Origin of the sequence: Glutamicibacter sp. FBE19, assembly GCF_015524875.1 — a bacterium.
In the GTDB taxonomy this organism is placed as follows: domain Bacteria; phylum Actinomycetota; class Actinomycetes; order Actinomycetales; family Micrococcaceae; genus Glutamicibacter; species Glutamicibacter halophytocola.
Window position 1 is genome coordinate 651,008 of the sequence record NZ_JACKQN010000001.1, and the last position, 14,301, is coordinate 665,308.

Sequence of the window (14,301 nt, forward strand, 5' to 3'; positions counted from 1 at the left end):
CCGTGCCTTTCAGGAGATAACAGCCATGGCTTCCACCCATGTCCCACGCCGCGTCGACGTGCTGGTCATCGGTGCCGGCATTATCGGCTCCACCACTTCTTCGCTGCTGGCCGAGCTCGAGCCGCAGTGGGATATCTTGGTGGTTGAGGCACTGGGCGCGGCAGGCCTGGAGAGCTCCCACGGCTGGAACAACGCCGGCACCGGCCATGCCGGGCTGTGCGAATTCAATTACACGCCGGCCGCCGCCGACGGCTCGGTGGACCCCGCCGCTGCCTTGCGCATCCACGAGCAATTCCTGGTATCGGCCCAGTACTGGGCCCGGCTGGCCGCCGATGGCCAGCTGGGGGAGCCCGAGGGCTTCATTCGCAGCGTGGACCACAACTCCTATGCGCATACCGTCGACTGGGCCTCCTACCTGGAAGCCAGGTACCGGGCCTTGAGTGCCCATCCATTGTTCGAGCACATGGAATTCAGCCGCGATCCGGAAACGCTGAAACGGTGGCTTCCGGCGATGTTTGAACAGCGCACCGATTTCAGCAGCATTGCGGCAACGCGCAGCACCCTGGGCACCGACGTGGACTATGGCACGCTCAGCCGGAGATTGCTGGATCACGCCCGGGCACAAGGGGCCGCGGTGCAGCTGGGCACTTCGGTGCGCAGGCTGCAGCACACCGCGGCCGGCCGCTGGAGGGCGGAATTGTCCACGGGCGAAACGCTGGACGCCGGTTTCGTGTTCACCGCTGCCGGCGGCGGCACCCTCCCCTTGCTGCAGCAGGCCGGCATTGCCGAAACCCGGAACATGGGCGGCTTCCCGATCAGCGGCCAATTCCTGCGCACCGCCAATCCGCGATTGGTGGCACGCCACCGGGCCAAAGCCTATAGCCATCCGGCGCCCGGGGCGCCCCCGCTGTCGGTGCCGCATCTGGATCTGCGGGTCATGGACGGCACCGAATACCTCGTGTTCGGTCCGTTTGGAGCCTTCTCGCCACGCTTCTTGAAGGCCGGGAAACTGTGGGACCTGCCCGGATCGGTGACCGTCCACAACCTGCGCACGCTGCTGGAGGCCGCGCAGAACGGCACCGGAATGCTGCGCTACTTCATCGGCGAACTGCTGCGCACTCCAGCCAGCCGGCTCAAGGAGCTGGAGAATTTCCTGCCAGAGGTGCATGCCGGGGACTGGGAACTGATCACGGCGGGCCAGCGGGTGCAACTGGCCAAGCGCATTGATGGACAAGGCCGCATTGCCGGGTTTGGCACCGAGGTGGTGCTCAGCGCGGACGGGACCCTGGCGGCGGTGCTTGGCGCATCCCCGGGCGCGTCGGCTTCGGTCTCGGTGGTGCTGGATCTGCTCGCCGCATCCTTCCCGCAGCACTTCGGGCGCTGGCTCGAAGCCTTGCGCGGGCAGCTGCCGCATCTGGGCGCAACGCTCAATGACGATCCGCAGGCGCTGGCCCATGTCCGGGCCCAGATTGCCCGGGGCCTGAAGCTGGACTGGTAGGCCCGGCTCCATCCCGCGAGAACGCCGCTGGACCCATCCGGGCAAGGGACGGGTCAAGCGGCGTTGCGGGGTTCCGCGAATTCCTGGCAGATCAGGAAATCGGGGTGATCAGCGCACGGTCCTTCAAGTAGGAGCGCAGGTTCTCGATGGTCAGCGAGGTCATGTCGGCCCGTGTTTCCACGGTGCCCGAGCCCAGATGCGGCAGCAGCACCACATTATCCAGCTCCAGCAGCTGGGACGGTACATGCGGTTCCCTTGCGAAGACATCCAGGCCGGCGCCGGCAATGGTTTTCTGCTGCAAGGCCGTGACCAGGGCAGCCTCGTCGATGACCGAGCCGCGGGCGATGTTGATGATGAAGCCGTTTTCGCCCAGGGCCGCCAGGACGCTGGCATCAACCAGGTTGGCAGAATCCGGGCCGCCGGCCGCGGCGACGATCAGCACGTCCACTGCTTCGGCCAGCTCCTTCGCCGAAGCGTGGTACTGGTATGCGGCACCCTCCTTCTGGCTGCGGGAGTGGTAGTGGATTTCCGTCTTGAAGCCCTCAAGCCGATCGGCAATCGCCTGGCCGATGCGGCCCAGGCCCAGGATGCCGACCTTGCGGCCGGTGGCGCGGGTGGCCAAAGGGAAGTTCTGGCCGCTGGCCCAGGTGCCGGCACGCACAAAACGCTCTGCGGCGCTCAGCCCGCGCAGGGTGTCGAGGTACAGGCCCATGGCGGTGTCGGCAACGCAGTCGGTCAGCACATCCGGGGTGTTGCTCAGGAGAATGCCGCGCTGGGCGGCCTGGCCGAAGTCGGTGGCGTCATAGCCCACGCCGAAGTTCACGATCGCTTCGAGGTTCGGCAGCTGCTTCATCAAATCGCTGTCCACTCCGATCTTGCCGGAGCAGACCGCCACGCGGATTCTTGTGCCGTGTTCCTCCAGCCAGGCATTGCGTTCTTCGGCTCCGGGCAGCACGGTGGCCTGGAATTCGTCGGCCAGGATGGCGGCAACTGCTGGGTTGACCGGTCCGACGCGCAGGATCTGGTCTCCGGTAATGGGGTTCTCGTAGCTCATACCTGCATCGTAGGGAGAACTCACTGATGCCGTCCAACATGCAGATTGCATAGATCAATACCCCTTCAGCATTGGTTCCCATTCTGGTGCCTAATGTAGGGAAAGTCACAGGCGCTTCACATCTCGCTGTGGATGCCATGCCGCGATGGCTGCCGCCTGCACCGGCCCCAACGCCTTGACCCGGCCATTGGGCGGGCTGAATATTTGTGGGACAGGCAAGGTGGCGCCGATCACATCCAGCTGCCGATCACACTCGCAACTCGAAGGAAACAATGATGTTCAACGCACAACGCATTTCGAGCCGGGCCCGCAAGCTTTCCCTGGCAGTGGCAGCAGGCGCACTGCTGGGCACCAGCGCGCTGTCCGGCTGCTCGGTGGCCAACTCCGGGGAAGCCGGTGGCGGCAGCGGCGCCCCGGCAGCGGCCGGCGACACCCTGCGCGTAGTCCTGCAGCAGGAGCCACCGACGCTCGAAGCCTGCGACGCCAACCTGACCTCCACCGGCATCGTGGACCGATCCACCATCACCGAGCCGCTGATCGAGCGCAACCCGACCTCGGGCGAGCTGGAGCCGAAGCTGGCCACCGAGTGGAGCAGCGATGACGACCAGACCTTCACCCTGAAGCTGCGCGAGGGCGTGAAGTTCCACGACGGATCGGACTTCACAGCCGAGGATGCCAAGGCCACCATCGACCGCGCGGTGAACTCCAAGATCGGCTGCGATGTCGAGGGCTACGTCTTCGGCGATGACGACCTGGACGCCAAGGTGGTCGACGACTACACCCTGTCGGTCAAGTCCAAGAAGAAGGACCCGATCCTCCCGCTGCGGCTGTCCTTCCTGGAAGTGGTTCCAGCCGAGACCTCCGCCACCGAGAAGGTCCGCGAGCCCATCGGCACCGGCCCTTACCAGCTGGATCAGTGGACGGCCGGCCAGTCCATCGACGTCTCGGCATTCGCCGACTACTGGGGCGAGCAGCCGGCCTTCAAGAAGGCCAACTACCAGTGGCGCTCGGAAGCCAGCGTGCGGGCCTCGATGGTCACCGCCGGCGAAGCAGACATCGCCACCGGCCTGAGCCCGGAGGACAACATCGGCGAATTGGGCGTCGCCTACCCGAACAATGAGACCGTGGCCCTGCGCATGCATGACAATGCCGCTCCGCTGAACGACATCCGCATCCGCCAGGCCGTGAATTACGCCATTGACCAGGAAACCATCACCAAGTCGCTGTACGGCGGCCGTGACAAGCCGGCCGCCCAGCTGGTTCCGGAAGGCGTGGTGGGCCACAACGACAGCCTGCAGATCTGGCCTTACGACCTGGACAAGGCCAAGGCCCTGGTGGAAGAAGCCAAGGCAGATGGCGTGGACACCTCCGCGCCGATCGAATTCGTGGTCCGCACCGCACAGTTCCCGCGCATCCAGGAGCTCTCCCAGGTGATCCAGCAGAACCTGAGCGACATCGGGCTGAAAGTGGATCTGAAGATGCTGGAAACCAGCCAGCAGCTCAAATACCAGGTGCGCCCGTTCCCAGAATCCGATAACGCCCTGATGGTCATGATCCAGCACGGCAACCAGGCCGGCGACGCGGCCTTCACCGTAGACCAGTACATGACCACCAAGGGAGCCCAGTCCGCCTTCGGCAACGAGGAAATGGACAAGCTGATCGCCAAGGCCGACCAGGCTACTGGCGAGGATCGGCAGAAGGACTTCGAGGAGGTCTTCAAGTACCAGAACGAGAAGCTGGTCCAGTTCGCGCACATCAGCCACCAGACCGGCATGCTGGGCATCTCGAAGTCGGTGAGCTACGAGCCGAACTCCTCCTCGGGCGACGAGCTGCGCCTGGCCGAAGCCACCCCTGCCAGCTAGCAGCAGCTGCTGCTGAGCCGGTATGACCACCACACCTAGGGAAAGCCCGTAGTTCCATGCTGACTTATCTTCGCAAGCGGATCATCTCCTCTGCGATTCCGCTGATTGTCGTGATCATCGGCGTTTTCGCACTGGCGCGCATGACCGGTGATCCATCCTCCCTGTATCTTCCGCTGAATGCCACGGACCAGATGCGCGCCGATTTCGCGGCGCGCAACGGCCTGGACCAGCCGATCTGGGCACAGATGCTCGATTACTTCGGCGGGATCCTGCATCTGGATTTCGGCACCTCGATGCGCACCGGCGAGGATGCGGCCTTCATGGCGCTGCGCGCCTTCCCGGCCACGCTGCAGCTGGCGGCGTTCACCATGGTCATCGCCATCCTGCTGGCGGTCATTGTCGGCTCGGCCGCCGCGCTGAAGCCCAACGGGGTGCTGGACCGCATCGCCTCGTTTGCCTCGATGATCGCCGCCTCGATCCCGGACTTCTGGCTGGCGATCGTGGGCATCTGGGTCTTCGCGATCACCCTGGGCTGGGTGCCGACCTCGGGGGTGCTCGGGGCCGGGGCATGGGTGCTGCCCATTGCCACGCTGGTGATGCGCCCGTTCGGCACGCTGGTGCAGGTGATCCGCGGGGCGATGGTCTCGGCCTTGTCCGAGCCGTACATCAAGCTGGCGCGGGCCAAGGGCGCGACCCAGTACCGGGTGGTCGGGCAGCATGCGCTGCGCAACGCGGCGGCTCCGGCGCTGACCGTGGCCGGCGACTTGACCGTGGGCCTGGTCAACGGCGCGGTGGTCGTGGAGTCGATCTTCGGCTGGCCGGGCATCGGCAAGCTGATGATCGATTCGATCCTGCAGCGCGACTTCGCGGTGCTGCAGGCCTGCGTCTTCCTCACCGCGGTGGCGATCTTCATCCTGAACATCATCATCGACGTGCTGTATGCGCTGCTTGACCCGCGGGTTCGCCCGTCGGCGGGCCGGCGCCGGCGCCGTGCGGCCCGGGCACAACTGCAGGCTGCCACTGCGGGCAATAACAGCGACGACAACGATCAGGCCGGTGTCGCGGCACCGGTGCGGGCCTAGCGGAAAAGGGGGAGCAGACCATGAGTGAAACCACCACCACCACTGCTGCCAGCGGCAGCGCACTGCCGTCCAAGGCAGAGGCGCGGCGCGCGCTGCGGGCGGGCAAACCGTCCATGTTCAAGATGCTGCTGCGCGACAAGTTCGCCACCGTCGCGGCACTCTTCCTGTCCTTTGTTGTCCTCGTGGCCATTTTCGGCCCGATGCTGATGGGCTCCATTGCCGTGAAGCAGGACCTGATGTTCATGAACCGGGCCCCGTTCGACCCGGCCAACGGCTGGGAGTACATCCTGGGCTCGGATGCGCTGGGCCGCTCGATGCTGGCCCGCATCGTGGTCGCCACCCGCACCACGCTGCTGGTGGCGGTGCCGGCAGTGCTGGCAGCCATGGTCATCGGCTCGCTGTGGGGCGTGTGGGCCGGCTACCACCGGGGGCGGCGCGAGTCGATTTCGATGCGCATCGCCGACATCATCATGTCCTTCCCCTCCTTGCTGCTGGCCGTTGTGGTGCTCTTCGTCTTCTCCCCGTCGGCAGCGAATATCGTGCTGATCCTGGCCATTACCCGCATCCCGATCTACATGCGCACCGCCCGGGCCGAGTCGGCCGAGCTGCAGTCGCGCACCTTCGTGGACGCGGCCCGCACCTTTGGCACCAGGCCGGCCTCGATCATTGCCCGGCATGTGGTGCCGGTGGTCATTCCGACCCTGCTGACCCTGGCCACGCTGGAATTCTGCTTCGTGATGCTGGCCGAATCCTCGCTCTCCTTCCTGGGCATCGGGATCCAGCCGCCGGATGTGTCCTGGGGCCTGATGGTCGCCCAGGGCCGCCAGTACCTGCAGACCGCATGGTGGCTGTCGATCCTGCCGGGCCTGGCGATCGTGCTGACCGCGGTGGCAGCGAACGTGCTGGCCGCATGGATGCGCATTGCCACCGACCCGGCCCAGCGCTGGCGCCTGACGGTGGACAAGCAGGCAGTGAAATCGATGAAGAAGAGCAGCATCAAGGACGCGAGGCAGGGATCATGAGCCAGTCAACGATTGAGAAGAACACCACCGCGCAAGCAGTGCTGGAAGTATCGGGCCTGGACGTGGACATCCGCACCCCCAAGGGCGTGGTGCGCGTGGTCTCCCAGGTCGGCTTCACCGCACGGGCCGGACGCACCCTGGCCCTGCTGGGCGAGTCGGGCTGCGGCAAGTCCATGACCGCCAAGGCCGTGGCCGGGCTGCTGGACTCGGTGGCCCATGTGGCCGGCGGGCAGGCGATCCTCGAAGGCCGGGACCTGAACCAGATGAGCGAGAAGCAGCGCCGCGCCGTCGCCGGCCCGGTCCTTGGCATGGTGTTCCAGGACGCGCTGACCGCGCTGAACCCGGTCTACCCCATCGGCACCCAGCTGGGCGAGGCGTTCCGCATCCACCGCGGCCTGAACAAGAAGCAGGCCAAGGCCGAAGCCATCGAGCTGATGCGCCGGGTGGGCATTCCGGAACCCGAGACCCGCGTGAACTCCTACCCTCACCAATTCTCCGGCGGCATGCGCCAGCGCATCCTGATCGCCATGGCCGTTGCGCTCTCGCCGCGGCTGCTGATCGCCGATGAGCCGACCACCGCCCTGGACGTGACCGTCCAGGCGCAGATCATGGACCTGCTGGCCACCTTGCGCAAGGAAGCGCAGATGGCGGTGGTGCTGATCACCCACGACTTGGCGGTGGTGGCGGAACAGGCTGATGACCTCTGCGTAATGTATGCCGGCACCGTGGTCGAACAGGGCACGGTAGCCCAGGTCTTCGCCAGCCCGACCCACCCCTACACCAGGGGCCTGCTCGATTCGGTGCCCACCGATGCCCATCGCGGCAGCGGCTTGTCCTCGATCCCCGGCTCGCCCCCGGAACTGTCCAAGATCCCCGCCGGCTGCGTCTACCAGGAACGCTGCCCGCTGGCCTCCCAGATCTGCCGCGACGAGCGCCCGGCCTTGCGGGCTACCGGGCAGGGCCAGCAGGCCGCCTGCCACTTCCCCCTGAACGACTTGGCTGCCTCGGCGCAGAACCCTGCGTCGTCCATGCCCGAAGGAGCCTGAGCCACCATGAACAACATTAATCCTGCAGCGCCAGCGATCGACACCGTCCTGGAAGTCAAGGACCTCTCCAAGACCTACCAGGTGGCCGGCGGGCGCGCGCTCAAGGCTCTGGACGGCATCAATCTGGAGGTCGGGCGCGGACAGACCCTTGGCCTGGTGGGCGAGTCGGGCTGCGGCAAGTCCACCCTGGCCCGCACCTTGATGATGCTCGAGACCCCCGATTCGGGCACGATCTCCTTCGACGGGCAGGACCCCTTCGGGCTCAAGGGCCGCGAGCTGCTGCGCTGGCGCCGGCGGGTGCAAATGGTCTTCCAGGACCCCTTCGCGTCGCTGAATGCGCGGATGACCGCCGGGCAGATCATCACCGAGCCCTTTGCCACGCACAAGGACCTCTACTCCGGATCGGCAGCGCGCAATGCGCGGCTGGGGGAACTGATGGACCTGGTCGGCCTGCGCCGCACCGATGCGTCCAAGTCCCCGCAGGAGTTCTCCGGCGGCCAGCGCCAGCGCATCGGCATTGCCCGCGCCCTGGCACTGAATCCCGATCTGATCATCCTCGACGAGCCGGTATCCGCGCTGGACCTTTCGGTGCAGGCGCAGGTGCTGAACCTGCTCAACGAATTGCAGCAGCGCCTGGGGGTGTCCTACATCTTCATCTCCCATGACCTGTCGGTAGTCCGCCACGTCACCGACCGCGTTGCGGTGATGTACCTGGGGCGCATCATCGAGACCGGCAGCACCGAGCAGGTCTTCGACTCGCCGATGCACCCCTACACGGCCTCGCTCATGTCCGCCTCGCCAAAACTGGATCCCGCGCAGCGGCCTGCCGAGCGGATCGTGCTGGCCGGCGAGCTCCCCTCGCCGCTGGACCCGCCCTCGGGATGCCGCTTCCGCACCCGCTGCTGGAAGGCGCAACCGATCTGCTCGGCGCAGCGGCCCGGCGACCAGGTGCGCGACGAGAGCGGATCGATCAGCCTGGGCATGCCCGGCAGGGCCCCGGAACCCGGCGTGCACAGCGCGCAATGCCATTTCCCGGTCACCAGCGCCCGGGAAGCTGGCCTCGTTCCGGCCGGAGCGTAGCGTGGCCCCCGCCGAGTATGCGATCTTGGCGGTGACGCTCTTTGCCGCGGCCGGACTGCAGGGATCCATTGGATTTGGCGCAGGCCTGGTCGCGGCCCCGGTGGTGGGGATGCTGCAGCCCACGCTGCTTCCGGCCTTTGTCATCTGCCTTGGCGCGGTGATCGGATTGCTCTCGGTGGTGCGGGAGAGGGCCGCCATCGATATCCGGGGCGCCGGCTGGGCCATGGCCGGAAGGATTCCGGGCAGCCTGATGGGGACCTGGCTGGTGGTCATGCTGCCGCTGGAGATGCTGACCTGGGCCGTGGCGCTGAGCGTGCTCGCGGCTGTTGCCGCATCGTTCATCGGGTGGAAGCCCGTGGCGCATCGGCGGTCGCTGCTGGCTGCCGGCGCCCTGTCCGGGATCATGGGCACCGCGACAGCTACCGGGGGCGCGCCGATGGCCATCGTCTTGCAAGGCCAGGAACCGGCCCGGGTGCGCGGCACGCTGAGCGCGTTTTTCCTGGCTGGCTCCGTCATTTCGGTGCTCATGCTGGCCATCGCCGGCCAGGTGCGCGCCGAGGTGCTGATCACCTTGGCCGCAATGTGCCCCGCGGTGATTCTCGGCTTCTTGCTCTCCGGGTGGCTCAACAGGTCTATCGACGCAGCCCGGCAGAGGAAGCTGGCACTGGGCTTCTCGATCTTCGGCTCGGTGCTGCTGATAGCCCGGCTGCTGCTGTTCTAGCGGCGGGAAACGATATTCTGGGATCCCGCAGCTGGCCCCGATCCCGTTGGCACGCCGGCTGAGCCCACAACGATGCGGAGCGAGAGCATGCAATTGCCGATCATGGCGCTGGATGGCGGCCAAACGAGTATCAAGATCCGCGCAGTGGATGGCGCCGGAACCGGCCGCGAGCTCAGCAGCCCGGGGGTGCGCACCGATGAGCCGCTGATCGCCCAGGTGGCTGGCGCCCTGCACCGCGCCATGGAGGAGACCGGAACCATCCCGCAGATCATCGCCGTCGGGCTCTCGGGGCTCACCCGCGCCCAGCATGATGCCAGGGCGCTGCACGATGCCCTGGGCGTCGACGGGGTGCAGCGGGTGATCCTCGCCCATGATTCGCTCACCTCCTATCTCGGTGCGCTTGGCAGCGGGCCCGGAGTGGTCACCGCGGCCGGAACCGGCGTCGTCACCCTGGGCGTGGGAGCCGACTCGGTGGCCCGGGTCGATGGCTGGGGCCACATCATGGGGGACGCGGGCAGCGGGTATTGGATTGGCCGCCGGGCGCTGGATGCGGTGATGCGCTCCCATGACGGCAGGGGAGCCAAGACCCTTTTGAGCCGCGCAGTGCAGGAAAAATGGCCGGACCTGGACGAAGCCTATATCCAGTTGCAGTCCTCGCCCGATGCGGTCTCCGAGGTGGCATCTTTGGCCCAGGCGGTCGCCGATTGCGCGGGAAACGACCCCCTGGCCGCGCAGATCAGCCAGGACGCCGCCCATGAGCTGGCCTTCAGCGCAGTGACGGCAGCACAACGGGTGGGCTCATCAGGCCATGGCCCGTTCCGCGTGGCCGCAATTGGCGGAGTGTTCCGCAACGGCCTGCTGCGTGGCGAGTTTTCCCGCCGGCTGCAGGCGCTGGACCCGGACCTGGAACTGGTTCCCGCAGTTGGCAACGGCCTGGACGGGGCACAGGTCCTCGCCTCGTTGACCAGCGATCATCCGCTGTGGCAGCTGGTCTCCGCCAGCTAGCTGGCAATGCGCTGGGCGTGGATCAATGACAAGATAGGAACGATGATGTCAAGCGTTAAGGAGTTATCTTGAGCTACCGAGTCGGTTCCACGGATCTAGTGCCCGAGGGAGAGTCCCTGCTGGTCAGCGCCAGCGATAGCGGAGCTGCCGAGGACATTGCGATCTTCCATGCCGAAGACGGCAACTTCTATGCGCTGCAAGACGAATGCACCCACGAGGTCGCCTCGCTGTCCGACGGCTGGATTGAAGGCTGCTCGGTGGAGTGCCCCATCCACTCCTCGACCTTTGACCTGAAAACAGGGCGGGTCCAGTGCATGCCGGCCACCGTGGATGCGCGCACCTACACCGTAAACGTGGTTGACGGTGTCCTGGAGCTCGACATCTAAATGTCTTCAGTGCATATCATCGGCGGCGGAGTCGCGGGCTACACGCTGGCCAGGGAACTGGTGCGGCACAACTACGCCGGAACCATCACCATCAGCGACCCCCAGGGCTTGCCCTATGACCGGCCGCCACTGAGCAAAACGCTGCAGGCCGAGCCATTCGCCCCCGCTGCCTGGTACGCCGAGCACGGCATTAGCCTCTTGCCGGAAATGGTAGAGGATCTGCCGCTTCCCGACTCGGAAGACGACTGGGTAGTCCTTGCCACCGGCACTACCCCGGCACTGCTGCAGGTCCCAGGCGCCCAGCACGCCCGCACCCTGCACACCGCGGCCGATGCCGCCGCACTGGCGCAGGTGCTGGACTCCTCGATGTTCGGCCTGCAGGTCCTGGTGATCGGAGCGGGACTGATCGGGGCGGAATTCGCTTCCACCGCCAAGATGCTCGGGGCGCAGGTCACCCTCGTGTCGAATACCGATGCGCCGCTGGCCTCGGTCCTGGGCCAAGACCTGGCCCAGCAGCTGCATGCGGACCATGCCCAGCGCGGCATCAGGACGATCACCGGCACCGTGGCCAGCATCGAAGCAGACCACGCAGTGGTTGACGGAGAACGCCTGGACGCCGAGCTGATCGTCAGCGCCATCGGCGTGCAGCCTGAAACCTCGTTGGCCGCCGCCCTCGGGCTGGGCATAGATGATGGCATCGTGGTGGACGGCGAACAGCGTTCGCCCAGCCATCGGCAGGTGCTGGCCATCGGCGACGCGGCGCGCGTGCAGGGCGCTCGCCGGGCGGTGCACTGGGAAGCGGCCATGGAAGATGCCGCCCAAGCCGCCGCCACCATCATGAATGCGGCACCGGTGCAGCGCTCGGTGCCATGGTTCTGGACCGACCGCCACGAGATGCATGTGGAAACGGTGGGGGAGTTCAGCCAGGCAGCCACCACGATCATCCGGCGCAATCGCCGAGGCAAGATCCAGACGGTGTTCGGCCTGGACCATGGCGGCAGGCTGGTTGCCGCCAGCATGGTCGACGGCGGGCTCATGGCCAAGGCCGTCAAGCGCCTGATCGCACGAGGCATCAGACCGAGCATTGAACAATTGGAAGACCCGAGCGTGGGTCCCCGTGAATTAGGGCGGAACGAACGATGAGCACAGCCGAACCCGCGAAGATGCCACTGGCCTTGCAGGTGCCCACCCGGCGGGTCAGCCGCGGATGGATTGCCGCGGTGGTCACCGTTCACATCGGCATCAACGTCGGCTTTTTTGCGCCGATCCAGGTGCTGCTCGGCCTGCACGCTGAGCAGCTTGATGCCAGCCAGAAGGGTGCCATCCTTTCCTTGGTGACCGGTGTCGGCGCGGCGGTCTCCCTGGTGGCGAATCCGCTCTTTGGCGCGCTCAGCGATCGCAGCACCTCGAAGTTCGGGCGCCGCATCCCGTGGGTCTTCTGCGGAACCATCTGCGGTGCGCTGGCCCTGTTGCTGATGTCGACCGCGCACACCGTGGGCCTGCTGGTCCTGGGCTGGGCACTGATGCAGGCGGCCGGAAATGCGGCGGTAGCAGCCATCTTCGCCGCGATCCCGGACCGGGTCCCGGTGGAACAGCGCGGCGTGGTCGGCGGGCTGGTGGCGCTCGGCCAGACCTGCGGTTCACTGATTGGCGCGGTGATCGGCATGGTTGCCGCTGGCAACCTGGTCTTCGGATATGCGCTGGTTGCCTTGGCTGTAGCCATCTGCGCCGTGCCGTTTGTGCTGATGCGCCAGGATACGCCATTACCCAAGGGGACGCTGGAGCCGCTGAGCGCCTTGCAGTTCCTGCAGAGCTTCTGGATCAATCCGGTCAAGCACAAGGACTTCGGGTGGGCTTGGCTGACCCGATTCCTCCTGTATCTGGGCAGCCAGCTGTGCTTGGTGTACCTGTTGTACTTCCTGCAAGACGCCATCGGGCATCCCAATCCCGCCCAAGGCGTGCTGGTGTTGACGGCGATCTACGCCTTCTGCGTGATTTTCTCCTCGGTCATCTCTGGCAAGCTGTCGGATCGCGATGGCCGGCGCAAGAAGTACGTCATGATTTCTTCGGTGATCGTCGCCTGCGCCGCCGGAGTCATGGCCTTGTCCACGACATTCGCCATGGCCATCATCGCTGCCGTGCTTTTGGGCATCGGATTCGGCGCCTATCTCGCCGTGGACTTTGCGCTGCTGACGCAGGTATTGCCTACCGCAGATTCACGAGGCAAGGATCTGGGCATGATCAACATCGCTAATTCGCTGCCCCAGGTGGTCGCCCCGCTGGTGGCATGGCTGGCTGTGACATGGCTGGGCGGGTACCCGACGCTGTTCCTGTGCTCGGTTGTCGTGAGCTTGCTTGGCGCGGTGCTGGTCCGCAAGATCAAGAGCGTTCCATAACCATGGCGCAGACGGTTTCCTGGCTGATCAACGACGCGCCTTTTGGCGTGACGTTCATTGCCTTTTTCCTCGGCGCCTTCGCCCGGGGGAATGCCACTTACTGGGTAGGCCGGGGGATCGCCAAGGGTGTCGAGCGGACCCGCTTCCAGAGGCATCTGCAGGGCGCCGTTTACCGCAGGGCGCAGAAGTTCATTGGCCGTTGGGGCGTGTTTGCGGTGCCGCTGAGTTTCCTCACCATCGGAATCCAAAGCGCGGTCAATGCCTCTGCTGGAATCAGCCGAATGCCCCTGCGGCGGTACCTGCCGGCGGTGGCGCTGGGAGCGCTGCTGTGGTCCTTGATCTACACCACCGTGGGCATGGCCGTGTTCTACGCCTGGCTGGCACTGGATTGGCCGTGGGTTGTGGCAGGGCTGCTCGCCGTGGGTGCTGTGGTTCTTGCCGTGCTGCGAATGAGAATTCGAAAGCAAGCGGCCAGGGGCAACCCGGAGCCGGAGAATTCCGAAATCAATTGCTGAACGGTCGTATGATGATTTCAGCGATCCTCGATACCAGAGAGCAGGTGCGGCGCCATGTCGTTGAATCTATCGAAGCGCGAGAACCGCACCGTGCAACTCGATGAGATCGACCGCAGGCTGTTGGCGTTGCTCAGCAAGAATTCTCGACGGACCAATAATTCACTGGCCGAAGAGCTGGGGATTGCCGCGTCCACCTGTCTGGCACGCCTGAACGCCTTGCGTGATTCCGGCGTGATTTCCCGGTTCACCATCGAGGTGGATCCACAGGTTCTGGGGCGCGAGCTCGAAGCGCTGATCTTCGTCAAGATCCGGCCTGGCGCACGCCACCTCATGGCAAATTTCGCCAATGAGATGAAAACCAAGCCGGGAGTGCAGCAGCTGTTTTTTCTCGGTGGCGCTGATGATTTCGTCTTGCATGTGGCAGTCCGCAACTCCGCCGATGTCCGGCAGTTCGTCCTTGATAACCTCTCTGCGAATCCTGCAGTCGCAACAACTCAAACGTCTCTGGTCTTCGAGCACGGCCAGGGCCAGGGTGAATTCTAGGCTCAGTGACAGATGGCTTTGAAGCCGATTTTTATCGTAGGAGTCAGCGATACCCGCGGGCATTCTTCGAAGAAATATGCTAAACTTGATG

General features: G+C 65.5%; 14 protein-coding genes. 13 read left to right on the forward strand and 1 reads right to left on the reverse strand.

Going from position 1 to position 14,301, the window contains the following annotated elements:
- The first annotated feature begins 25 nt into the window (after positions 1–25).
- The gene (locus H6F58_RS02940) at positions 26–1,498 is read left to right on the forward strand and encodes a malate:quinone oxidoreductase (protein WP_195181057.1); all 1,473 of its coding nucleotides are present in this window, start codon (positions 26–28) and stop codon (positions 1,496–1,498) included.
- A gap of 91 nt (positions 1,499–1,589) precedes the next feature.
- Here H6F58_RS02940 and H6F58_RS02945 read toward each other — a convergent pair whose 3' ends face one another.
- Positions 1,590–2,552 (reverse strand): 2-hydroxyacid dehydrogenase, encoded by a 963-nt coding sequence (locus H6F58_RS02945; protein WP_098945516.1) that lies wholly within the window; start codon positions 2,550–2,552, stop codon positions 1,590–1,592.
- 272 nt (positions 2,553–2,824) lie between these two features.
- On the opposite strand from H6F58_RS02945, the gene H6F58_RS02950 reads away from it, so the two are divergent.
- The 12 genes from H6F58_RS02950 (at position 2,825) to H6F58_RS03005 (ending at position 14,210) form a co-directional block, all read left to right on the forward strand.
- Positions 2,825–4,414, forward strand: a complete 1,590-nt coding sequence (locus tag H6F58_RS02950) for an ABC transporter substrate-binding protein (RefSeq protein WP_244652230.1) — start codon at positions 2,825–2,827, stop codon at positions 4,412–4,414.
- Positions 4,415–4,470: 56 nt separating this feature from the next.
- Positions 4,471–5,496: an ABC transporter permease gene (locus H6F58_RS02955; RefSeq protein ID WP_084793279.1), complete on the forward strand. Its 1,026-nt coding sequence runs from the start codon at positions 4,471–4,473 to the stop codon at positions 5,494–5,496.
- A 20-nt stretch (positions 5,497–5,516) separates the two neighbouring features.
- Positions 5,517–6,518, forward strand: a complete 1,002-nt coding sequence (locus H6F58_RS02960; RefSeq protein ID WP_084793278.1) for an ABC transporter permease — start codon at positions 5,517–5,519, stop codon at positions 6,516–6,518.
- Positions 6,515–7,564 carry an ABC transporter ATP-binding protein gene (locus tag H6F58_RS02965; RefSeq protein WP_195181058.1) on the forward strand — a complete coding sequence of 350 codons (1,050 nt, stop codon included), beginning with the start codon at positions 6,515–6,517 and terminating at the stop codon, positions 7,562–7,564. Before H6F58_RS02960 ends, H6F58_RS02965 begins: the two co-directional genes overlap by 4 nt.
- A gap of 6 nt (positions 7,565–7,570) precedes the next feature.
- Positions 7,571–8,644 carry an oligopeptide/dipeptide ABC transporter ATP-binding protein gene (locus tag H6F58_RS02970; RefSeq protein WP_171919242.1) on the forward strand — a complete coding sequence of 358 codons (1,074 nt, stop codon included), beginning with the start codon at positions 7,571–7,573 and terminating at the stop codon, positions 8,642–8,644.
- Position 8,645: 1 nt separating this feature from the next.
- A complete protein-coding gene (locus H6F58_RS02975; RefSeq protein WP_195181059.1) occupies positions 8,646–9,365 on the forward strand; it encodes a sulfite exporter TauE/SafE family protein in 720 nt (239 codons plus the stop codon).
- 87 nt (positions 9,366–9,452) lie between these two features.
- Complete coding sequence (locus H6F58_RS02980; RefSeq protein WP_171919244.1) at positions 9,453–10,370, forward strand: BadF/BadG/BcrA/BcrD ATPase family protein; 918 nt, start codon at positions 9,453–9,455, stop codon at positions 10,368–10,370.
- A 68-nt stretch (positions 10,371–10,438) separates the two neighbouring features.
- Positions 10,439–10,756, forward strand: a complete 318-nt coding sequence (locus tag H6F58_RS02985) for a non-heme iron oxygenase ferredoxin subunit (protein ID WP_060702591.1) — start codon at positions 10,439–10,441, stop codon at positions 10,754–10,756.
- Complete coding sequence (locus tag H6F58_RS02990; protein WP_195181060.1) at positions 10,757–11,899, forward strand: FAD-dependent oxidoreductase; 1,143 nt, start codon at positions 10,757–10,759, stop codon at positions 11,897–11,899.
- Positions 11,896–13,152, forward strand: a complete 1,257-nt coding sequence (locus H6F58_RS02995) for an MFS transporter (protein ID WP_146276285.1) — start codon at positions 11,896–11,898, stop codon at positions 13,150–13,152. The genes H6F58_RS02990 and H6F58_RS02995 overlap by 4 nt, the downstream gene beginning before the upstream one ends.
- 2 nt (positions 13,153–13,154) lie before the next feature.
- Positions 13,155–13,667, forward strand: coding sequence for a VTT domain-containing protein (locus H6F58_RS03000; protein ID WP_146276283.1), 513 nt, complete (start codon positions 13,155–13,157; stop codon positions 13,665–13,667).
- A 54-nt stretch (positions 13,668–13,721) separates the two neighbouring features.
- A complete protein-coding gene (locus tag H6F58_RS03005; protein ID WP_060702587.1) occupies positions 13,722–14,210 on the forward strand; it encodes an Lrp/AsnC family transcriptional regulator in 489 nt (162 codons plus the stop codon).
- Positions 14,211–14,301 lie beyond the last annotated feature (91 nt).